Annotated in this window: 15 protein-coding genes; 8 read left to right on the top strand and 7 right to left on the bottom strand. The window is 59.3% G+C overall.

The window, feature by feature from the left end; genetic code table 11:
- The 7 genes from ACG9DO_RS08860 to ACG9DO_RS08830 form a co-directional block, all read right to left on the bottom strand.
- Nucleotides 1-798 carry a hypothetical protein gene (locus ACG9DO_RS08860; RefSeq protein ID WP_394727059.1) on the bottom strand — a complete coding sequence of 266 codons (798 nt, stop codon included), beginning with the start codon at nt 796-798 and terminating at the stop codon, nt 1-3.
- A 255-nt stretch (nt 799-1,053) separates the two neighbouring features.
- Entirely contained in the window at nt 1,054-2,265 is a 1,212-nt protein-coding gene (locus tag ACG9DO_RS08855) for a M14-type cytosolic carboxypeptidase (protein ID WP_394727057.1), read from the bottom strand.
- 64 nt (nt 2,266-2,329) lie between these two features.
- Nucleotides 2,330-3,376, bottom strand: a complete 1,047-nt coding sequence (locus tag ACG9DO_RS08850; RefSeq protein ID WP_394727055.1) for an ACP S-malonyltransferase — start codon at nt 3,374-3,376, stop codon at nt 2,330-2,332.
- A complete protein-coding gene (locus ACG9DO_RS08845; protein WP_394727053.1) occupies nt 3,373-5,574 on the bottom strand; it encodes a thiamine pyrophosphate-dependent enzyme in 2,202 nt (733 codons plus the stop codon). The genes ACG9DO_RS08850 and ACG9DO_RS08845 overlap by 4 nt, the downstream gene beginning before the upstream one ends.
- A gap of 321 nt (nt 5,575-5,895) precedes the next feature.
- On the bottom strand, nt 5,896-6,966 hold the full coding sequence (locus ACG9DO_RS08840; protein WP_394727051.1) for a YeiH family protein: 1,071 nt from the start codon (nt 6,964-6,966) through the stop codon (nt 5,896-5,898).
- Nucleotides 6,967-6,990: 24 nt separating this feature from the next.
- Nucleotides 6,991-8,229 carry an MFS transporter gene (locus tag ACG9DO_RS08835; protein ID WP_394727050.1) on the bottom strand — a complete coding sequence of 413 codons (1,239 nt, stop codon included), beginning with the start codon at nt 8,227-8,229 and terminating at the stop codon, nt 6,991-6,993.
- 112 nt (nt 8,230-8,341) lie between these two features.
- Nucleotides 8,342-10,621, bottom strand: a complete 2,280-nt coding sequence (locus ACG9DO_RS08830) for a TonB-dependent receptor (protein ID WP_394731240.1) — start codon at nt 10,619-10,621, stop codon at nt 8,342-8,344.
- A gap of 237 nt (nt 10,622-10,858) precedes the next feature.
- On the opposite strand from ACG9DO_RS08830, the gene ACG9DO_RS08825 reads away from it, so the two are divergent.
- The 8 genes from ACG9DO_RS08825 to ACG9DO_RS08790 all read left to right on the top strand — a co-directional run bounded on the left by ACG9DO_RS08825 (nt 10,859) and on the right by ACG9DO_RS08790 (nt 20,613).
- Nucleotides 10,859-12,868 (top strand): alpha-glucosidase, encoded by a 2,010-nt coding sequence (locus tag ACG9DO_RS08825; RefSeq protein ID WP_394727048.1) that lies wholly within the window; start codon nt 10,859-10,861, stop codon nt 12,866-12,868.
- Complete coding sequence (locus ACG9DO_RS08820) at nt 12,865-13,878, top strand: LacI family DNA-binding transcriptional regulator (protein WP_394727046.1); 1,014 nt, start codon at nt 12,865-12,867, stop codon at nt 13,876-13,878. The genes ACG9DO_RS08825 and ACG9DO_RS08820 overlap by 4 nt, the downstream gene beginning before the upstream one ends.
- Nucleotides 13,875-14,789 carry an aldo/keto reductase family oxidoreductase gene (locus ACG9DO_RS08815; protein ID WP_394727044.1) on the top strand — a complete coding sequence of 305 codons (915 nt, stop codon included), beginning with the start codon at nt 13,875-13,877 and terminating at the stop codon, nt 14,787-14,789. The genes ACG9DO_RS08820 and ACG9DO_RS08815 overlap by 4 nt, the downstream gene beginning before the upstream one ends.
- Nucleotides 14,789-15,892, top strand: coding sequence for an LLM class flavin-dependent oxidoreductase (locus ACG9DO_RS08810; protein WP_394727043.1), 1,104 nt, complete (start codon nt 14,789-14,791; stop codon nt 15,890-15,892). The genes ACG9DO_RS08815 and ACG9DO_RS08810 overlap by 1 nt, the downstream gene beginning before the upstream one ends.
- Before the next feature lie 10 nt (nt 15,893-15,902).
- Nucleotides 15,903-16,979 (top strand): glycerol-3-phosphate dehydrogenase, encoded by a 1,077-nt coding sequence (gene glpD / locus ACG9DO_RS08805; RefSeq protein ID WP_394727041.1) that lies wholly within the window; start codon nt 15,903-15,905, stop codon nt 16,977-16,979.
- Nucleotides 16,976-17,551, top strand: a complete 576-nt coding sequence (locus tag ACG9DO_RS08800; protein ID WP_394727039.1) for an NADPH-dependent FMN reductase — start codon at nt 16,976-16,978, stop codon at nt 17,549-17,551. The genes glpD and ACG9DO_RS08800 overlap by 4 nt, the downstream gene beginning before the upstream one ends.
- Nucleotides 17,551-18,153: a 3,4-dihydroxy-2-butanone-4-phosphate synthase gene (locus ACG9DO_RS08795; protein WP_394727037.1), complete on the top strand. Its 603-nt coding sequence runs from the start codon at nt 17,551-17,553 to the stop codon at nt 18,151-18,153. Before ACG9DO_RS08800 ends, ACG9DO_RS08795 begins: the two co-directional genes overlap by 1 nt.
- A 660-nt stretch (nt 18,154-18,813) precedes the next feature.
- Nucleotides 18,814-20,613 carry a DEAD/DEAH box helicase gene (locus tag ACG9DO_RS08790; protein ID WP_394727035.1) on the top strand — a complete coding sequence of 600 codons (1,800 nt, stop codon included), beginning with the start codon at nt 18,814-18,816 and terminating at the stop codon, nt 20,611-20,613.
- Nucleotides 20,614-20,702 lie beyond the last annotated feature (89 nt).

Raw genomic sequence — 20,702 nt, 5'->3', positions numbered from 1 at the left:
TCAGTCCTCGCGCCCGTAAAACGCGCTGACCGTGTCATGCGCTACTTGTTGCAGGAAGCGTGCATCCTCCTCGCTCACTGCACCGAAATAATCGTAGGAATTTCCGATCGGAGACGTCTGGTAAAGGCTCGCAAAGGTGACTGCGGTCGCAAGGTAGGTCCCGAGCAAGCTCGGGTGAGAACCATCAAAGCTCTTGTGCAATTCAATCTTCGGATTGCGGCGATAGGCTTCGGCAAATGCAACCCCCACCGGAATCACCAGTGCGTCAATCGCATTGCCTGTTTCGAGATAGAGAGAAGCGACATCCTGAATCATGTCAGACCGATAATTGCGATGCGGTGGCACATAGGCGTGCGTCATGTACAATACTGGCTCCGCTCCGGAGGCGCGCACTCTGGCAGCGTAGTCTCTTGCAGTTTCGATGAAAAGCTTTCGCCGGTTCTCACTCAAGGGTTCGAAGCTGCCGCCTTGCAGGATGACGACTTCGTAGGGCGTATCGACGCGCAGATTTGAAGGCTCAAGCAGGTGCTCAATCGCGTGATCGCGCAAGGCTGCGCCGCCAATTGTCGCGGACTTGTAAGTCAGTTCATCCAATTCCACGACGCCCGCTGCCGCCGCCATCCGCTGAACATGATTATGCAGGCTATCATTGTAATAGAAATAGCTGTTTCCAACGAACAAGATCGTGTGAGGCTTCGCGTTCTGTAGTTGCTTGACCTTTGGTTCCTGCAAGTCCTGAGGCGTTGTCTGAACGGGAGGATTGCCAGGCTCAGCCAAGGCAGCGGTGCAAGCGGTCAAGATTGACAAGCAAACCGCCGCAAGGATGGGTCTATAATTCAAGTCGATCGCCTTTCAGGAAGCACGTCTTTGGCGCCTTATAATGAGCGCTCGAGCGAATTGAACAGCGATCACAATCAGCTAACCCCAGTTTCAATACGGTTCGGTTGTTGTTCCTCAAGCGGTAATGGCATGAGCACGGGCTTAAGTTGCTTCAGAGTCGCCTTTCGCGCCCGAGGATGTGATGGGCAACTGCGCCCGCTCATGCATCTGCGATTATCGCTCTGGCGTCGCCAGCAAGGTCTCCATCATCGCAATAGCGGACTGCTTCCCTATCCGCTTAATCAGTCCGCGATCGGTTTCATCGCCCAGTTCGAAAGTGATGGCAGGTACGCCAAAGGTGTCATAGGCATAGGCCTTGGAAATCGGCCGCCCCACCTCGTGACGCGCATCGCGTTCCACTTCGTAATCGGGCATCATTTCCTGATAGCGGTCGAGCCATTTGGCAGTGAACAGTTCCGGATCGGTCGGCAGCTCGTCGGGGATCGTGTAAAATATGTCGCGCTGCGTCGAGTGAAAGTCGAGCAAAAGGCGCAGACTCTGATCAGGATTAGCGGCAATCGTATCCAGCACGCCTTTCATCAGCTGTGTCTCGGGCTGCGTAAACGGCCCCCAATCGCGATTGAGATCGACCCCGCCGGTGTTGTGACGCCAATAGCCCAGCACGACGCCATCGGGGTTCAAAAGCGGCACAGCAATGACTTGAAAGCGCGCACGGAAGCGCTTGGCGAGATCGCTTTCTGAAAGCAATTCCTCCACAAACGGGAACATGGCGAGTGCACCGCTGACCTCCGGTGGATGCTGGCGACCCACCAGCAGGACTTGTTCGCGGGCGCTTTTGTTGCCGAAGCGGATCACTTCAATCTCGCGACCCTGCGCCGACTTGCCTAGCAGGCTGCGCTCAAGCTCGGGATGGTCTTCGAGCCCATCGAGCCATGCGTCATAGGTCGCTGGAGCTATGATTTCCTGGGCAGAGACGAACAGCGGCCGCGTACCCGTCGTTACAGTAATCTCAGCCTGATCGCGTCCCGCAATTTCCGAGACTTCTACGAATGCCTGCGGCAGGTTTTCCCATTGCTTCGCGTCCACGCTGATCTTGGGCCAATATCGGTGACCGCACGCAGTGTACGTGAGTTTGACCTTCACATCGCGCGGCTGAGCAGTGTGTACCCGGAATGCATACCACGGGCTGCAATTGATCGGCGGCGTATCTTCGGGCGTCAGGATGATCGCGACATTGCCTGCTTGATCGATTGAGCAATTTGCCAGCGAGCCGGCTGGAAAATCCGTGTCAATTGCAACGCCGCCGCCCGCACATCTTGCATTATCGGGAAGAGCAGAGGCAGGAGGAGTTGGCTCGATTTGCGCAGATGGCGCACAGGAACTCACCGCGAGAGCGAAAGCCCCCGCAAGAAACACGGTCCGCATCAGTTTATCCTGTCCCCGGTCATAGAGTGAGAGCCCCCTCGTTCTCTCACTGATCTAGACCAACTCAAACTTCTTGCGAATATGAAAAGACATTAGCCCTTTGGTCGACCATTCCCATGGAGACAAGCACCGGATCCTTATCCTGCCTCTCGCGGAAATCAGCCTTGCTTGCCATCCCCCGCCAGTTAGCCGTGATCAGCGATTGCGCAACCGCACCGCCCAGCGTTGTGCCGGGTCCGGCAATAATGAAAAGATCAGGCGCGAATTCGCGCGCCGCGACAGTCAAAGCGCGGGTTAAGCTGTAGGTCTGCGTCACCTGTTGACCCAGCGTGTAATCATAGAGCGCCTGCGTATCGCTCGCCCCAGGCCACCAGATGCGACCATGTCCATCGATCAACGGCAATTCTGGCTGACCGAACATCTCGCCGGGCAGCGCGTCACGACCTTTTGCCGCAACCGGCTCCTGCAGGGGCGTGTGAAACGCGGCATGGTTTGCGAGCCGCATAGGAAAGCGCCCTTGTACCGGCTCGACCGCGCTTTCAAACGCCTTGATGCCAGCCTCATCGCCAGCGACCACCAACATGCCGCCAAGATCGATTGAGAGGTAAAGCTCTGCATTCTCCCGCGCAGCAATCTCGTCGATGAGCGCAAGCAATTCCTGCTTGCGATCGGCATTTGCGATCCAGTCATCGTCCATCCATGGATAGATCGACTGCCCCCCAATCAGCGCCTGCTGCATCAGCGTGCCCATCGTGTTCGCAACCCGGAAGCCGTGCTCGGCTGAGAGCGCCCCGCCACAGGCCAGCGTCGTGTACCAGCCCATCGAATTGCCGGTCACGGCAACCACGTCGATTGCGCTGCGATCAATGCTGAGGAAATCGCCATAGGAGGCAGCAAAGATCAGGCCCGAGGCATTGTCTCCGCGCGTATGAAGCGCCATCGAAAACCGTTCCGCGCCGTCGAGTTCGGATAGAGTTGGTTGTCCTGCCTCCGCTCTCTGCGCATCAAAAATCGCAAGCAAGTCTGCATCGGGGAAATGCTGCGCAAGATAGCCCAGCTCAGCCGCATTGTATGTCCCCCGGCCTGGACAGATCACAACTGCGGTTGTCATTGCGAGCCTCCCACAAGCGCCAGCGCCGCTTCAACTATCTGGTCGCGCGAAGGCATGGTTGCCGCATAGGCTGGGCCCGTCGGGATAAAGCTGTCCTCAGCCGTAAGGCGCGCATGCGGCAGATCGGTGCGCTCATGGAGCAACGCCATCAGCGCTTCCGCAACACCGCCTGTGCGGCGTGTCTCGTCAACCACCAGTGCAGCCTTGCAGCCCTTGATAGCCGCCGCGATACCGTCAGCAGGCAGCGGCGAGAGCCAGCGCACATCGATGATGCGGGCGTTGACGCCTTTCTTTCTCAGCATCGGCACTGCCTGTTGGGCAAGATAAGCACCATTGGCATATGTGATGATCGCAAGGTCGGTGCCCTCGCCCTTCACGCCCACTTCGCCCAGCGCGATAGTTTCGTCCGGCGCTGGGTAAGTCGTCATCCAGCCGCCATCGCCGTCTTCATGGAGGTCTCTCATCGGGTAGAGTGCGATCGGTTCGAGAAACACCACCAGTCGCTGTTCCTCGCGGGCCAGTCTCACGCATTCGCGCAGCATCATCGCGGCATCACGCCCGTTCGACGGACATGCGAGGATCAACCCCGGAATGTCGCGCAGCACGGCGACGGAATTGTCATTGTGGAAATGGCCGCCAAAGCCCTTTTGGTAGCCAAGACCCGATATCCGCACGACCATCGGATTGGTGAATTGCCCGTCGGAGAAGAACGGCAGCGTTGCCGCTTCCCCGCGCAGCTGGTCCTCCGCGTTGTGTAAATAGGCGAGGAATTGAATCTCAGGCAGCGGAATGAAGCCGTTCTGCGCCATCCCGATAGCCAGCCCAAGAATGGACTGTTCGTCGAGCAGCGTGTCGATCACGCGTGCTCGGCCGAAGCGGGACGAAAGCCGCTGCGTGATCCCGTAATTGCCGCCCTTCTTGCCAATATCCTCGCCCATCATGACGATTTCCTCGTGCGCGAGCATGAGGTCAGTGAGCGCCATGTTGATGAGCTTGCCCATCGGCTGCGGCTTTTCCATCGCAGTCATGTCCGGTCCGAAAACCTCAGCACGCCGTTCAGGGTCAGGGCCATTGGTTGGGGCGCAGCGACGCGTTGGCGGCACCAGGCTCGCCATCACCTGCTCTGCATTTTCCAGGCGCGGACGCGTGACAGCCTCAGCCGCAATGCGCTGAACCCGCTCTACCGTCTGATCATAGATCGCCAGCGCCTCTGTCGGCTCCAAAATCCCCGCTTCGTGCAATTGGCGGACCATGTGCAGCAAAGGGTCTTGCGCTTCTTCCGCTTCAACCTCCTGCCGCGGGAGATAGGCGAGCGCGACATCCGCCCCGGCGTGGCCATAGAGCCGGATCGTGCGCACATGCAAAAAGGCAGGCTTGCGCCTTGTGCGGACATAGTCTGCCGCCGCCTGCGCGACGCGAAATGTCTCGTAGATGTCGAGCCCGTCGCACTCGAAATATTTGATGCCCGGCCGGAGCTCGAAACTGGCCTTCACCCAGCCGCGCGGGGTCTTGGTTGAAATGCCGATGCCGTTGTCTTCGCACACGAATAGCAGTGGCAAGGGCACCGACTGATAGCTCGTCCATCCGGCGGTGTTGAACGCACCCTGCGCGGTCGAATGGTTCACGGAAGCATCGCCGAACGAACAGTAGACGATCGCATCGTCCGGAATGGTCTGATGTTCTGGCGGGGAGCGGCGCGCGAGGCCAAGCGAATAGGCTGCCCCAACCGCCTTGGGCAGGTGGCTCGCGATAGTAGAGGTCTGGGGCGGAATGCTCAGCGCCTTTGAACCCAGAACCTTGTGCCTTCCACCCGAGATCGGATCCTCTGACGAACAGGCATAGGATAGCAGCATGTCCCACGCTGCAGTCTGCCCCCGCACTTGCTCGGCGCGTTGAAGCTGAAAAGCTGCATCGCGGTAATGCAGGAAAGCAGGATCGGTTGGCCGCAGGGCCGCAGCCAGCGCGGCAAGGCCTTCATGGCCTGACGGTCCAATGGTGTAATAGCCCTTGCCCGCCGCTTGCATCTTCCGGCTTTCGCGGTCCATCGCGCGCGTCAGGCAAGCGGTTCGGAAGATCGAAATTGCGGTCGTATCGTCGAGCGGTCCGGCGGGAGGCCTGCCTTGCGGGAAATCGCCGACTGCCACGCGTCTGCGAAAGTTCTCATGAACAATGGTCACACGGTCCATCTGCCCTGACATTAGGAACGCGCCTGAAAATCGATGATAGATGGCGACAGCACAGGGCCACGACCGACGGGCATTTCAACCTCTCTCTTCCTTATCAAATTTCGCAGTTCAGTCGCATAAGTGCAGCTCAAGCGCCAGCCCGCGCATATCGCAACTGTTGATGCCTCAGCTTGATCGGAATGGATCTGCCCCGGTGTGATGCGGATGGCGATCCCAGCAGGACTTATCGATCGAACGTATCAACGCAGGAGCCTGGTTGGTCGAGATCAACCTCTTGCTTTGCAGATGCAAATTGACGGAGGGCCGATGTGTGCAAGAGCCGCTTCCGCGGGTCTACATACCGAGCGCTATCGCAGCGAGAATTGCGCAAACAAAACTGACAAGGGACGCGCAGGCGACAGGCATGAAAGCTCGCCAGCCCAACGCACGCATGAGGTCAGTCCGTGCACGCAGCGCGGTGGCGGTAACCGCAAGAAGCAGCAAAGCCTTCGAGACACTGAGCGCTGCTCCGGTGACCGCAGTCGGGATTTCCAGAATGCTGTTCGCCGCAACGAGGGCCAGAAACCCGACAATGAACCACGGCAAGGCCAGTCGGCGAAACGGCATTTTCGACGCTTGCCCCTTGTCCGCGCTGCCAATCCAGAGAGAAACGAGGACAACAATCGGAGCAAGCATGGTCACGCGAGCAAGCTTTACAATAGTGGCCTCGCGCCCGGCGGTATCCGAAATTGAGAAGCCGCCGCCGATCGCCTGTGCAACATCGTGGACGGAGGCACCGATCAGGAAACCAGCCGAGCTCTCATCGAGGCCGATCTGAACTGCGATGACGGGGTAAATCGCCATCGCAGTTGCGCTCGCCAGCGCGACGGCAACCAGGTTCATGGCAAGCTGCGCTTGAGGCAGGCGTTCCCGTCCAATCACTGCGAACAGCGCCAGAGAAGCGCTCGCCCCACATATGGCGGTCGCGCCGCCAGCAAGTATTCCGGCATAACGCGACTGGCCCCAGATCTTCGCGCCAATCAGACCTGCAGCGAAAGTCATCGCCATGATTCCGATCAGCAGCACAAAGGTTCCCGCGCCGAGATCGACAATTTGCGCAGCGGTGATCTGAAAGCCCAGCAGCACGATTCCGATCCGAAGCCCTTCGCGAGCCAGGAGATCAAGCCCGGAATGTGTGCTCTTGTCACTAGCCGCAAAATTAAGCGCCAGGCCCAGCAACAAGCCTATCAGAACAACCGGCATTCCATAATGGTCACTCAGCCAGGCTGCGGCCAGGCTCGTTACTCCGACCAGCAAGAGACCAGGCAAGAACCCGCGCAGACTGCGCGGACCACGCGGCTGAACCTGTTCGGAAAGGGCGAGCTCACCGTAAAGGTCGCCGGCATAAAGGTTGCGGTCGTCCACGGGGTACTGCCTTCCGTCCCGCGCTCAGCCCGCTTCCACTCGGCGGATTCGCGGGATGAACACTTGCAGCCAAGCCAGTGCAATGAGGTAGGACAATGATGCGAAAATGAACAGCGGGACAAAGCCCAGACCGGCATCAAGGACACGTCCGGCAATAAGGCTGATCGCGACACCGCCCATGTTGCCCATGAAGGCGCCGAATGCTGTAACCCTTCCCACCTTCGCATTAGGCACGACATCGGTGATGATCGCGAAAATCGAGAGCGAGAAGCCCTGGTGTCCGGCCATGACCAGGCCCATCATCATAGCGACGGGCCAGAACGAGTTCAGCTCGAGAACGAACGGCAAAGGCATAACCAGCAGCGCAGATACCAGCATTACGCCCTTGCGCACGCGGTTGACCGCCAAGCCGCGCTCCAGCAAGCGTGTCGAAAGCCAGCCGGCTAGAAATGCTCCAATTCCAGAGCCGGCAAAGGCGATCGCCAGCGGAACGCCAAGTTCCAGCGTCGAAAGACCAAATTCCTTTCGGTAATAGTCCGCTAGCCAGAAATTCATGAACCACCAGGTCATGTCGGACAGCGCCTTGGCGACAACAATGCCCCATGTCTGCCTGTTGGTTAGGATATTGCCGTAGGAGACGCCTTCGTCGATCAAGGTCACGCCGTCAGGCTCGGCAGAAGCACCGCGCAATTGCGACAGCCCGCGTGCCAGCCATATCCATGCGGCAAGCGAGATAAAACCGCCGATACCGCCCGCGACCAGCGCTCCACGCCAGCCAACGGCGAGAGCCAATGCCGGGATCACGAAAGGCATCGCAATAGTGCCGGCACCAGCCAGCAGCGTTGCGAAACCGAACGCAAGAGATCGGCGATCAGGTTCGAACAGCGTGGCGACTGTCTTGATCGTGAGAGGTGTTTGAACCGCTTCTGTAATTCCAAGGCCCACGCGCGCCGCGACCACCTGCCAGGTGGTGATCGCCCAGCCATGCGCCATGGCGGCGAGGCTCCACGCTGAAGCGCCAAGCTGCATCGAGCGATGTACACCGAGCCGGTCGACCAACCAGCCCGTTACAAGAAATGCGAAGGCTGCGGAAAACTGAGTCACCGCGGCCAGGTCGCCAAAATCGCTATCGGTCCAACCGAAATCGGCCATCATGTCAGGTTTGAGGATCGCGATGATCGGCCGATCCATCGCGTTGAAAACGCCCGCAACGCATAGCGTCGTGAAGAGCGCCCAGCGCAAGCGCGGCGTAATCACCTTCATTGAGCCGAATCCCCTTCCCGTTCCGGCTGTCTAGCTTGGGTGCGGGCGCAGGCCAACCTGGGGAAACCCGGTTGGCCTGCACCACGCTGCGACCCGCAATGCATCAGGCGGTTCAGTTGCGAACCCTGAGACTCACTCCGAAATAGCGATCCGCATCACGCGGGATCTGCAAGCGCTGACCATTGCCGACATTGAGCAGCGCGTAACTCTCATCCGTGAGGTTGCGGGCATGGAAAGTCAGACGGTAGCGATCGTCCTCGTCAGAAAACCCGATCGAGGCATTCCAGATGCCGTAGGGATCAATCGGGCCGCCCTCGCCCAGGTCCGAAAATTGCGAGCTGACATGGCGGAAATCGGTATCGGCATAAAGCCGGAACCCGCCGAGGTCAGTCTCGTAGTTGGCACCAAGCGTATAGACGAACTTCGGCGCGAGCGGGAGTTGGGTGCCATTGCGCGCGTCTGGTGCGTTGGTATCGGGATTGGGGTTGAATTCCTTCACTCTCGCATCGGCATAGGCGCCACTCGCCCGCAGGGTCAGTCCGTCAACGGGAACCGCCAGCAGATCAACTTCAACGCCCTCGCTCTTGACTGAGCCCGCATTGGTCAGGTTGGTAACGGTTGCGCCGTTCAGATCGACAAAGTTGTTGGCCTGGAAACCGTCATACTCAACAGTAAACGCGGCAAGATTCAATTGCACCCGGTTATCAAGGAATTGCGACTTGACCCCCACTTCAAACGCGTCGGAAGTCTCTTCGTCAATCGGGATCGCATTGACCGGCGCGGTGTGGTTGAAGAAGACGTTGAACGCCGGTCCCTTATAGCCGCGCGTGTAACTGCCGTAGACCAACACGTCTTCGGACGGAGTGAACTGCAGAACCGCCTTGCCAGAAATATTGTCGTTGCTGCTACTGCCGGTCGATGTGTTGGTGCCATTGCCCGGAGGATTGGCGGTGGTCAGGCCGCCAGCAGGGTTACCCGAGACCCCTGGGCCGGTTGCTGGAAGCCCGGTTGTCGCATTTACGCCGGGCGCACGAATGTGAACGAAATCGAGCTTGTCCTTGGTGTAGCGAAGCCCTCCGGTCAGCGCGAACATATCGCTGAAGCGATAGGTCGCCTGCCCGAACACAGCATAGTTCTTGGAATTGACGTCGCTATCGGAAGACGCAGTCGGGAAGATCGTATTGACGGTGTCGGCCACGTTGCACGGCTGGCCCCCGGTAACAGGATCTACTGGCAGAGTGGAACTTGCGCAGGTGATATCCTCGCGCGTAAACTGCTGCTGGTTGTCCGAGCGCCAGAAGAACGCACCCACCTGATAGAAGAACGGCTTGGTCTGGTCGGAAGCAAGACGCGTCTCGACCGAAAACTGCTTGGTCTTAACGACGCCTAGATCGTGCAACTCGGCAGTACCCACCAAAGCGCGCGGCAAGAAATCGCCCTCGCGAATTTCGGTGTTCGCCCAGTTACGATAGCCACTTACGACGCTCAGCGTGTGCGAATCAGAAACTTCGAAATCACCGGAAGCCGTGAGGCTCCACTGCTTGTCTCTGGTTTGCGTGACGAGATTGTGATTGACGTAGCGTTGGTCGAGGCCCTGCGCGACGCCGCCCGGCAGGCCGAGTTCTGCATCGAGCACTGCACCCCGGCTGACGGTGGTGACATCTGCGCAGCAATCATCGTTGGCGCGGAAATAGTCGGCTATCAGGCGAATCTTGGATGAGCCGCCATCATAGTCGATCAGGCCTCGCGCGCCGTAGTGCTCGTAGCCGTTGATGTCCTTTTCACTACCACCGTTGATGTTGGTGATATTGCCGTCATAGCTACCGTAGAAGCCCGTGACCCGGCCGCTGAGGCCTCCACCCAGAGGGCCGGAGAGCGAGCCGCGAAAACGGTATTCATCGCCTTCAAACCATTCGGCGCGGCCTTCCGCTTCGAGAGCCTCGGTGCCGCCCTTTGACACAATGCTAACCAGACCAGCCGACGCGTTCTTGCCGAACAACGTTCCTTGCGGGCCGCGCAGCACTTCGATCCGCTCGGCATCGACGAGGTCCATGAATGCCTGGCCGGAGCGGCTCAGCACTACGCCATCAACGACCGTTGACACGCTCGGCTCGGCGGCGATCGAGAATGTGATCGTACCAACACCGCGCATCACGATCGCGCTGTTCGCACTGGTTGTGCCCTTGCGGAAAGTTACTGAGGGAACAAGCTGCGTCAGTCCCTCCAGGCTTGTCGTCCCGGTTTGCTCAAGTCGTGCGGCGCTTACCGCAGTGATTGCGATCGGCACGTCCTGGACGTTCTCGGCTACTTTCTGTGCGGTGACGACGATTTCTTGGATTCCACCCTCTGAATCATCTTCTTCCTGCGACCAGGCAGGGGCCGCGGCAACCATGGCCGCCATGCTAGCCGACAGCGTTAGTGCACGCGCAGTGGTCAGGTAGGTCAACTTCATCAATCCTCTCCCTTCACATTTCAGCGCTTCACACGGGCACTCCTCTTCCCCGCAAATGCGCGCTGAATTTGAACTTGATCTGCGCTTGCCTCACCGATATGTCAAGCGTTGTCATACGAGCTGACTACAAGAGTGATAAATCGGCGAGGCGACGGTTGAATTGAAGGGAAATCCCGCATGAATCTGCGGATTCAGGCTGACGGAGAGGCGCTTGAGCTCTTTTTTGGAGCACGGCTGGTGCTGCGCCATTCCCCATCCTGTCCAGCGGTGGTCATAGCCCGTGGCGCCGCGACGGTCGAAATGTACCGAGGCAACTTTCGCATAGAAGACCGTCCTTCAGGACACCTTACACCCTCCGAATGGCAGACATCCTCAAAGCGCGTTGAACTGCTCGCTGGCGGGGAGTCGGTGGCCAGCATGGAGATTTCCGAAGACGGACTGGTGATCAGAGCCCTCGTGCCTTCTTACGACCGCATCTGGGTACGTTTTCACGCAGAGCCCGGGGAGTGCGTATGGGGCGGTGGCGAACAGTTGAGCTACCTTGCTCTGAACGGCCGACGCTTTCCGATCTGGACCAGCGAACCTGGGGTCGGCCGCGACAAGTCGACAGAATTGACAAGGCTGATGGACGCTGCCGGAATGGCTGGCGGGGATTACTGGAACACAAACTACCCCCAGCCGACTTTCCTTACCTCGCGCTGGCTGGCAATGCATCTCGACGCAAGCTGCTATAGCGCACTCGATTTTACCGATCCCGCGCGTCACGAGGTCGAGGTCTGGGCCGGAGAAGCGCGATTCGAGATTTTCGCCGATGAAGGGCCGATGGGTCTGGTCTCTCAGCTCTCGACCCGCTTTGGTCGCCAACCTGAACTGCCTGACTGGGCAATTGGTGGTGCAATCATCGGTCTAAAGGACGGTGCCAACAGCTTCAAGAGGCTCGAACGTTTCCTCGCAGCCGATGCCAACGTTTCAGCGCTTTGGTGTGAGGACTGGGCGGGAATTCGCGAGACAAGCTTCGGCCGGAGGCTGTTCTGGGATTGGCATCTCGGGGAGCGAAGTGCGGCTCGCTATCCACAATTACCAGATCGGATCAGCGAGTTGGTCCAGCAAGGCATCCGGTTCCTTGCTTACGCTAACCCCTACCTCTGCATCGACGGCGATCTCTACCGGGAGGCGGAATCGGGAGGCCATTTGTGCCTCAGGCTCGACAGCGACGAGGCTTATCTCGTAGACTTTGGCGAGTTTGAATGCGGCGTAGTTGATTTCACCCGTGCGGAAACGTGTGACTGGTTCGGCGAGCGCGTACTGGCCCGCGAAATGCTCGACAATGGAATCGCCGGATGGATGGCCGATTTTGGAGAATACCTCCCAACCGACCTGCGGCTTGCTGACGGCTCTGACCCGATGGATGCACATAACCGCTGGCCCGTGCTTTGGGCGCAGGTCAATGCAAAGGCGCTCGCGAGCCGCGGCAAGACCGGCGACGCGCTGTTTTTCATGCGCGCGGGATTTTCGGGCGTGCAGAAAGATTGTCCGCTACTGTGGGCCGGCGACCAGTCGGTTGATTTCACGCGGCATGACGGGATCAGCACCGTGATTACCGCAGCGCTGACTGCTGGACTTGTAGGGAATGCATACAGTCACTCTGATTGCGGCGGATACACCTCTCTCCACGGCAATGTTCGTACAGAAGAATTGATGCAGCGCTGGTGCGAACTTGCAACATTTGCACCAGTCATGCGCAGTCACGAAGGCAATCGGCCCGACGACAATCTTCAATATGACAGCACCCCTGAATTGCTCGCCTGCTTCGCTCGCTGGAGCCGGGTGCACGCTCGCCTCGCCCCCTATGTCCGACAACTGTGCAGGGAAGCAGCAACCAGCGGTCTTCCCGCGCAGCGACCGCTGTTCCTCCATTATCCAGATGATCCAGCGCTATTTGCCGTGCAGGACCAGTTCCTATACGGAGCGGATCTCTTGGTGGCTCCCGTCTTAGAGGAGGGCGCGGTCGAGCGGCATGTCATCTTGCCAGGCGAAGCGCCATGGCGTCATTTGTGGACCAGCGAGGAGTTTGAACCGGGTGTGCTGAAGATCGCAGCGCCTATTGGACGTCCGCCCGTATTCTATCGGCCCGACAGTACCTACGCTGGTCTTTTCGCGAACCTCGGAGAGGAAATCTCGGCATGAACGAGCGCGCAACCATCAAAGATGTCGCGGTCAAGGCGGGCGTTGCTGTGAAGACGGTGAGCCGCGTGCTAAATGGGCACCCCTATGTCAGTGTCGATACCCGCGAGCGGGTCGAGTCGGCGATGAAAGATCTCGACTTTCGCCCAAGCGTGGCAGCTCGCATCCTCTCAGGTGCGAAATCCAATCAGGTTGCTCTGATCTATGACAATCACAGCCCCTACTACATGTTCCAGATCCAGAAAGGCTGCTGGGATGAGTGCCATGAGCGGGGCATCCGGCTGCTCGCCCAGCCGGTCGATGTCGACGACCCCGATGTTGGAGAGCAAGTGCGCGGACTGGTGACGGAGACCCATGTCGACGGAATAATCCTTTCCTCGCCCGTAACCGATTGCGAGCCGGTACTGCAGATGCTCGACCAGCTCGACATTCCCTTTGTCAGGATTTCGCCCGGCACCAATCACGCGCTGACCAGCTCAGTGTTCATGGACGACGCGCAAGCCGCCGACGACATGACCACGCATCTTATCAATGCAGGTCATCGCCGCATCGGATTCATCAAAGGCCACAAGAGCCACATGGCGAGCGAGGAGCGCTTGTTCGGCTATCGCCGTGCGCTCGACCGCGCGGGCATTTCGTTCGAACCGGGACTGGTTTGCGATGGGGAATTCGATTTCGATAGCGGCGTGAGTGCCGCGCGCGTTCTGCTTGACTTGCCTCAGCCGCCGACGGCGATTTTTGCCGCGAATGATGACATGGCAGCTGGCGTGCTGGCGGTGGCGCACGATCGCGGGATCGAAGTGCCCGACGATCTCTCGGTTGCTGGGTTCGATGATACTACACTGTCACGAACCGTGTGGCCACCGTTGACCACTATCCACCAGCCGATGGCCGAACTTGCCCGCACTGCTGCTGAAATCCTCATCTCAGGCGGAGAGATCAGCCATCGCCGCTTGCCACACCAGTTGATCGAGCGGGCCTCCGTTGCACCGCCGAGAAGGGACACTGAATGAGCCTCATGCCTGCCATACCGCCCACTCGAACGCTTGGAAGCAGCGATATCGTGATCTCATCCCTCGCTTGGGGCATGTGGCGCCTCGCCGAGGACGGACGCACTGCTGCAAATGCTGCGCGGCTGCTACACTGCGCGCTGGATGCGGGGATTACTCTGCTCGATACCGCCGACATCTACGGCTTCGACGGCAGTGGCGGATTTGGCGACGCTGAGGCTCTGCTGGGCGAAGTGCTCACAGCAGAACCGGGACTGCGCGGCCGCATGGTGCTCGCCACGAAGGGTGGGATCATGCCTCCGCTGCCCTATGATCAGTCTCCGGACTATCTGCGCAGCGCGATCGAAGCGTCACTGCGCCGCTTGCAGGTCGATACGATCGACCTTTACCATATCCACCGGCCCGATATCCTGACCCACCCGCAAGAGGTCGCACGCACGCTCGACGATGCCGTGGCCGCGGGCAAGATCCGCACGCTTGGCGTGTCGAACTTCACTACGGCGCAAATCGACACGCTTCAGTACTTCCTTGGGCATGGACTTGTTTCGACACAGCCTGAAATAAGCCCGCTGCGCATCACCTGTTTAGCGAATGGCGAACTCGATCAGGCCATGCGAATGGGGCTAACCCCGCTGGCCTGGTCACCCCTGGGCGGTGGGCGCCTGGTTCATGCCGAGAATGAGCGGGACCGCGCAGTGGCCAATGCGCTCGACAGGATCGCGGAAGAAGCAGAAGTCAGCCGGTCGGTAGCAGCCTACAGCTGGCTGATGGCGCATCCCGCAGGGATCGTTCCGATCATCGGATCACAAAACCCGGACCGGATAGCCGAAGCGGCACAGGCAACCGCCATGCGCTGGACACGGCAGGATTGGTATGCGGTGCTTGTCGCCGCACGAGGAGAGAGGCTTCCCTGATGACAAACATTGAAGACAGCGGGCAACAGTGTGAAATCGCGTGGTTTTCGGCCCTGTGCGACGATGACTACGAGTTCCTGGGAGTACCCGACAAATACCTCAAATCGAGCTGGGAGCATTGTCGCAACATCGTTTTGCGAGCAGAGGAAGGCGGGTTCGACAACATCCTCCTGCCTTCGGGTTATGAGCTCGGCCTCGACACCACCGTTTTCGCTGCTGCAGTTGCGACACAAATCCGGCGTATGAAGCTCTTGTGGGCGACCCGTATCGGTGAGGACTGGCCGCCACAGCTCGCCCGCCGGATCGCTACGCTTGATCGCATTCTCGGGCCGGATGCGTCAGGAACGCAGGGTCGGCTCAATGTGAACATCATTTCTTCAGATATGCCGGGACAAAAAATGGATGGCGGGCCGCGTTACGGCCGTGCGACCGAAGTGATGAAAATCGTTCGTACGCTGCTCAACGGCGAGCATCTCGATCATCAAGGCGAGCATTATCAGCTCACTCTCGATCCCGCGCGGATCACCACAATTTCGGGCAAGTGCCCACCCTTCTATTTTGGCGGGCTGAGCCATGAAGCGCGAGAGTGCGCGGCAGAGGGCTGCGATGTCTACCTGATGTGGCCCGACACGATAGACAAGGTTCGCGAGAATATCGCCGACCTCAAGCAGCGTGCAGCAAAATACGGTCGTTCTCTCAAGTTCGGTTACCGTGTGCACGTGATCGTCCGGGAAACGGAGGACGAGGCTCGCGCCTATGCTGACCGCTTGCTTTCGAAACTGGATGACGAGGCAGGCCGCGCGATCCGGGAAAAATCGCTCGATGCGAAGAACTACGGTGTGCAGCGACAGGCCGAATTGCGCAGCGCTGCCGATGGCGACGGTTTCGTGGAGGAAAATCTGTGGACCGGGGTCGGCCGCGCTCGCTCGGGCTGTGGCGCCGCGATCGTAGGAACACCCGACCAGGTCCTGGCCAAGCTGCGCGCCTACCAGGCCGAAGGGATCGAAGCTTTCATCCTGTCTGGCTACCCCCACGTGAATGAGTGCGACATGTTTGCCCGCTACGTCTTGCCGCAAATTGAACACGGCCCTCTGCAGTTCTGAACAGGGCCGAATGGCAGGCTCCCCTTCCCGCTTGTTCGATTTAGCTGTCATCGGAGGCGGCGTGAACGGCTGCGGCATCGCGCGCGATGCTGCAGATCGCGGTGCGGAAATCCGCACCCGCTGCCGAGTGAGTAGGCTGGCTCGCACAGACGGAGAATGGCGGATCGAAGCCGGCGGCGAGACATTCCGTGCACGTGCCGTGGTCAGTGCGACCGGCCCAGCCGTATTGAAACTGCTCGGGCTGGCCGATCAACCGGCAGTAAACAGTATGTGGCTGGTCCGCGGTTCGCACATTGTAGTGCCAAAGCTCTTCGACCATTCATTCGCATATTTCTTCCAGCTGCCCGACGAACGCATCTTATTTGCGATCCCCTATGAGCGTGACTTCACGCTGATCGGCACCACCGATGTCGACCACGAAGGCCGATTGGACGAGGTCACGGCAAGTGCTGAAGAGGTTGCTTATCTTTGCGAAGGCGCCAGCCGTTTCTTCACTACGCCAGTAACCCCCGCTGATGTCGTCTGGACCTTTTCAGGCGTTCGTCCACTAATCGGCGATGGTTCGGGAAGGCCTGAAGCGGCCACCAGGGGCTATACTCTGGAGATGTCCGACGAAAACGAAGGCCCCGCCCTGCTGTCGGTATTCGGAGGCAAGCTCACCACCTATCGACAGCTGGCACAGCATGCTGTCGACAAGCTGAAAGAACGCGTGCCATCCATCGATAGCGGTGGCTGGACGGACCGCAGCGCCTTGCCGGGAGGCGACCTTCCGGTCGGCTCTGCAGAAGTGAAAATCGCCGAGCTCACGGCTCGTTATCCTTTCCTCGAACGGAACTGGGCCGACCGATTGCTGCACGCCTATGGCACGACTGCCTGGACCATCCTCGGAGATGCAGCGTCCCTCAACGACTGCGGCGAGCATTTAGGGCAAGGGCTTACCCAATGCGAAGTGGACTACCTCATGGCGCAGGAATGGGCCTGTTCCAAGGATGATATACTTTGGCGTCGGACCAAGCTGGGCCTCCACATGTCGTCCGTTGAAACGGCACATTTGTCGGAATATCTCAAAGAAAAGGCTATTGCATGAGCATCAGGATCGTCGGAATCGGCGGAACGGTCAATCCGGGAAGCACGACGGAACAGGCCCTCCGCCTCGCTGCTGCACAGGCAGCAGGCGAAGGCGCCGAAATATCAGTATTCGGAGGCGATTATCTCGGCAAGCTTCCCCATTACCGGGGTGAGGGCCATGAGCCTGGTAGCGGTGCCGAACTGGTAGAGGCGGTCAAGCAAGCGCATGGGTTAATCGTCGCAGCGCCGGGTTATCATGGCACGATTTCAGGCCTTGTGAAAAACGCGCTCGATTATCTGGAAGACCTCGCCAAGGACGAGCGGCCTTATCTTGATGGGCGTGCGGTAGGCTTGATAGCGACTGCCTATGGCGATCAGGCTACTATGAGCACGCTTTTGACCCTGCGGAGCATCGTCCACGCACTTCGTGGTTGGCCAACCCCGATGGGGGCGACAATCCGGACTTATCAGGGGCTCTTCTCACCCGACGGTGAATGCCTGGAAGACCGCGCAAGGCTTCAGATCGAAATGGTCGGGCGACAGACCTTTCGCGGTGCGCGCGCCCTTGCCTCGCTCGATACGGGTGCGTGATGGAGAGCCTCGATCATGCGCTGGAAGCGCTTTCGCAAGGCCGCCTCATAATCATAACTGGCGACCGGCTGCGCGGTGGCGACATCGACTTCTGCGTCGCGGCAAGGCATGTCACGCCTGAAGCCGTCAACTTCATGGCAACGCACGGCCGCGGCCTCATTTGCCTAGCCCTTACCCCGGCAACGGCACTGAAACTCGGGATAGGGCTGATCAATCCAGGCCGCGACCAGCAATCGGGTCGACCGCATGGTCGCTCTATCGAGGCTGCAAGCGGTGTGACCACGGGCATTTCGGCTGCAGACCGGGCACATACCATAAAAGTAGCGACGGATCCTGATGCCAGCGCGAGCGATCTCGTCTCGCCTGGGCATGTCTTCCCATTGATCACCGCAGAAGGCGGCGTGCATCAGCGCCCGGCGGCGGCCGAAGCCGCAATTGAACTGTGCAGAATGGCCCGAGCAGGCGATGCTGCCGTGATCTGTTCTATCATGCGCGACGACGGTGAAATGGCGCGGCTTGAGGATCTGAGTGACCTCATCGCCAAGTACGGATTGCCAGTCGCGGACATTTCCCAGTTGATCGGCCCGCGATCCGCCCCTTGACCGTATGGCCCGCCAATAGATTGAGGATCCGTTGCAGACAGGGACCTCCACCTACCATTGCCAATCCTGCCGGGCCGATCCGGCCTTTCTGAACAAGCCCGATACTCCGACATGCTGGACGAGCTCCGCATGGCAGTGCAGCTCAAGTCAAATAGCCTCCGGCAAATCGAGGCGGGTCACACGTCCGGGCTTATCAACCATAGGGTCTTTGACCTCCGCCAATGCCTCCTTCGCCTTTTCGATTTGCATCTTGCTCAGTGCCATTGTGTGCATAGCTTAAGTGTATCGCTCCTTTTCCGCTCCCCGGACATTTCCCTCACAATGACCTCGCTCCAAATCGGGCTGCAAGCGAATACAAGCAGACGCAAGCAGACGCGATAAACCCGTGTCACCATGATTTTTTTAGTTTTGTAGAAGCATGTGCATTCGAGAATGCTTGCGGAAGAGAGATGCGCATTCCCGACACACGGATTGCGATCGCGAGTACACGAAATCTCGGCCAAACGAGGCTAAGTCCACTTTTCGCAAGCCAAGATCGATTTCCATCCCTATGGGAAGGCCAAGCACGCAGATTTGATTGCGCGCACGCTCGAATTTCCGAGAGCGGAAAGCCCACTTGAATAACGATTGGGCATATCTCCTTGATATTAGGCCGACACAATGACTTTTCCTGCCCTTCCCGCCAGCCTTGAGGCCGCCCTTGCAGAACGCGGCTATGCATCCGCAACACCTGTCCAGACCGAGGTCATGAAACCAGAAGCAGTCGGGCGGGATCTTGTCGTCTCCGCTCAGACTGGATCGGGCAAAACGATTGCATTCGGCATTGCAATAGCAAGCGATCTGTTGGGTGATTGCGATAGCCTTGCATATGCAGACCGGCCGCTTGCCCTGGTAATTGCGCCGACAAGGGAGCTTGCTCTTCAAGTCAGCCGCGAGCTGGAATGGCTTTACCGCAAGGCGGGTGGACGCATCGCAAGCTGTGTCGGCGGCATGAATCCCCAGGGGGAGCGCAAAGTGCTACGCTCAGGACCGACCATCGTAGTCGGCACACCGGGCAGACTTCGTGACCATTTGGAACGCGGTGCGCTGGACCTGTCAGGCTTGAAAGCTGTGGTTCTCGATGAGGCAGACGAAATGCTCGACATGGGCTTTCGCGAAGAGCTGGAGGAGATCCTCGACGCGACCCCCGCGGAACGCCGCACCTTGCTGTTTTCCGCCACCATGCCCCGCCCCATCGAGGCGCTCGCGCGGCGATATCAGCGCGACGCCTTGCGCATTGCCACAATCAGCGAAGGGCGAGGCCACGGTGATATTTCCTATCAGGCGGTGACAGTCTCCCCGCCTGAGATCGAAAACGCCGCTGTCAATCTGCTACGCTATCACGAAGCGGAAACCGCGATCCTGTTCTGCGCCACGCGCGAAAAGGTGCGCCACCTCCACGCCACGCTGCAAGAGCGCGGCTTTGCGGTCGTTGCCCTGTCAGGCGAGCATTCTCAGTCTGAACGCAACCAGGCGCTTCAGGCGCTGCGTGATCGGCGTGCTCGCGTCTGCGTCGCCACCGATGTTGCTGCGCGCGGGATTGACCTGCCAACGCTGAGCCTTGTGATCCACGCGGAAATCCCGCGCGATGCGGAGACCTTGCAGCACCGGTCGGGTCGCACGGGCCGCGCGGGCAACAAGGGCACGGCGGTCCTGATCGTGCCGTTCTCGCGCCGCAAGCGGGTAGAGAGTATGCTGCGTCATGCCAAAATCAAGGCAGAGTGGATTGACGCGCCCGACCGCGCGGCGATTAAGGCCAAGGACCGTGAGCGGCTGCTCGAAAAGTTGCTTCAGCCAGTTGAAATGGACGAAGGCGACAGCGAATTGGTCGAACGGCTCTTGGCCGAACGCACCCCGGCGCAAATCGCCGCCATGCTGGTGCAGGCGCACCGGGCGACCATGCCCGAGCCGGAAGAGTTGATCGCCAACACGCCTGACGCGCGGCGCGACGCACAAAAGGATCGTCACCGCCCCGGCTTTGAGGACACCGTATGGTTCCGCATGCCGTTGGGCCGACGTCAGAATGCGGACCCGCGCTGGGTTCTGCCGTTGCTGTGCCGGCGCGGCCACATCTCCCGCAACGAAGTGGGCGCAATTCGTATTGGCCCAGATGAAACCTATTTCCAGATCCCTAGCGCTATCGCCGACAAGTTTGCCGATGCTGCTGCCCGATCAGCAAAGGCAGATAGCGAGGAGGATCCGGTTATCATCGAACGGTCGGAAACCGGTCCGCGCGATGCAGCAAAGAGCAATCGCAAGCGGTTCACCAGAAACAAGAGCGATTCCACAAGTTTCAAGGCAAAACCCGCTTTCAAGAGTTTCGAAAAAGCCGCTGGCAACAAGACCAGTAAACAGGGCAAGCCACATAAAGGCAAGAGGCCCTCACCTGGAAAGGGCTCGCCCAAGAAGCACGCAAACTAGCCAATCAGCTTGTGGTTTGTTTGGTAGCGGAGGAGGGACTCGAACCCCCGACACGCGGATTATGATTCCAACGGGAGCGGCTGGTAGAC

Origin of the sequence: Altererythrobacter sp. GH1-8, assembly GCF_043702085.1 — a bacterium.
Lineage (GTDB): Bacteria > Pseudomonadota > Alphaproteobacteria > Sphingomonadales > Sphingomonadaceae > Erythrobacter.
This window is presented reverse-complemented; position numbering and strand designations above follow the sequence as displayed.

Coding starts and splice junctions, on each gene's coding strand:
- ACG9DO_RS08845 (WP_394727053.1), bottom strand. CDS start 5,574: ATGTCAGGGCAGATGGACCGTGTGACCATTGTTCATGAGAACTTTCGC.
- ACG9DO_RS08855 (WP_394727057.1), bottom strand. CDS start 2,265: ATGCGGACCGTGTTTCTTGCGGGGGCTTTCGCTCTCGCGGTGAGTTCC.
- ACG9DO_RS08830 (WP_394731240.1), bottom strand. CDS start 10,621: ATGGTTGCCGCGGCCCCTGCCTGGTCGCAGGAAGAAGATGATTCAGAG.
- ACG9DO_RS08815 (WP_394727044.1), top strand. CDS start 13,875: ATGAGCCTCATGCCTGCCATACCGCCCACTCGAACGCTTGGAAGCAGC.
- ACG9DO_RS08790 (WP_394727035.1), top strand. CDS start 18,814: ATGACTTTTCCTGCCCTTCCCGCCAGCCTTGAGGCCGCCCTTGCAGAA.
- ACG9DO_RS08835 (WP_394727050.1), bottom strand. CDS start 8,229: ATGAAGGTGATTACGCCGCGCTTGCGCTGGGCGCTCTTCACGACGCTA.
- ACG9DO_RS08825 (WP_394727048.1), top strand. CDS start 10,859: ATGAATCTGCGGATTCAGGCTGACGGAGAGGCGCTTGAGCTCTTTTTT.
- ACG9DO_RS08820 (WP_394727046.1), top strand. CDS start 12,865: ATGAACGAGCGCGCAACCATCAAAGATGTCGCGGTCAAGGCGGGCGTT.
- glpD (WP_394727041.1), top strand. CDS start 15,903: ATGGCAGGCTCCCCTTCCCGCTTGTTCGATTTAGCTGTCATCGGAGGC.
- ACG9DO_RS08810 (WP_394727043.1), top strand. CDS start 14,789: ATGACAAACATTGAAGACAGCGGGCAACAGTGTGAAATCGCGTGGTTT.
- ACG9DO_RS08850 (WP_394727055.1), bottom strand. CDS start 3,376: ATGACAACCGCAGTTGTGATCTGTCCAGGCCGGGGGACATACAATGCG.
- ACG9DO_RS08800 (WP_394727039.1), top strand. CDS start 16,976: ATGAGCATCAGGATCGTCGGAATCGGCGGAACGGTCAATCCGGGAAGC.
- ACG9DO_RS08795 (WP_394727037.1), top strand. CDS start 17,551: ATGGAGAGCCTCGATCATGCGCTGGAAGCGCTTTCGCAAGGCCGCCTC.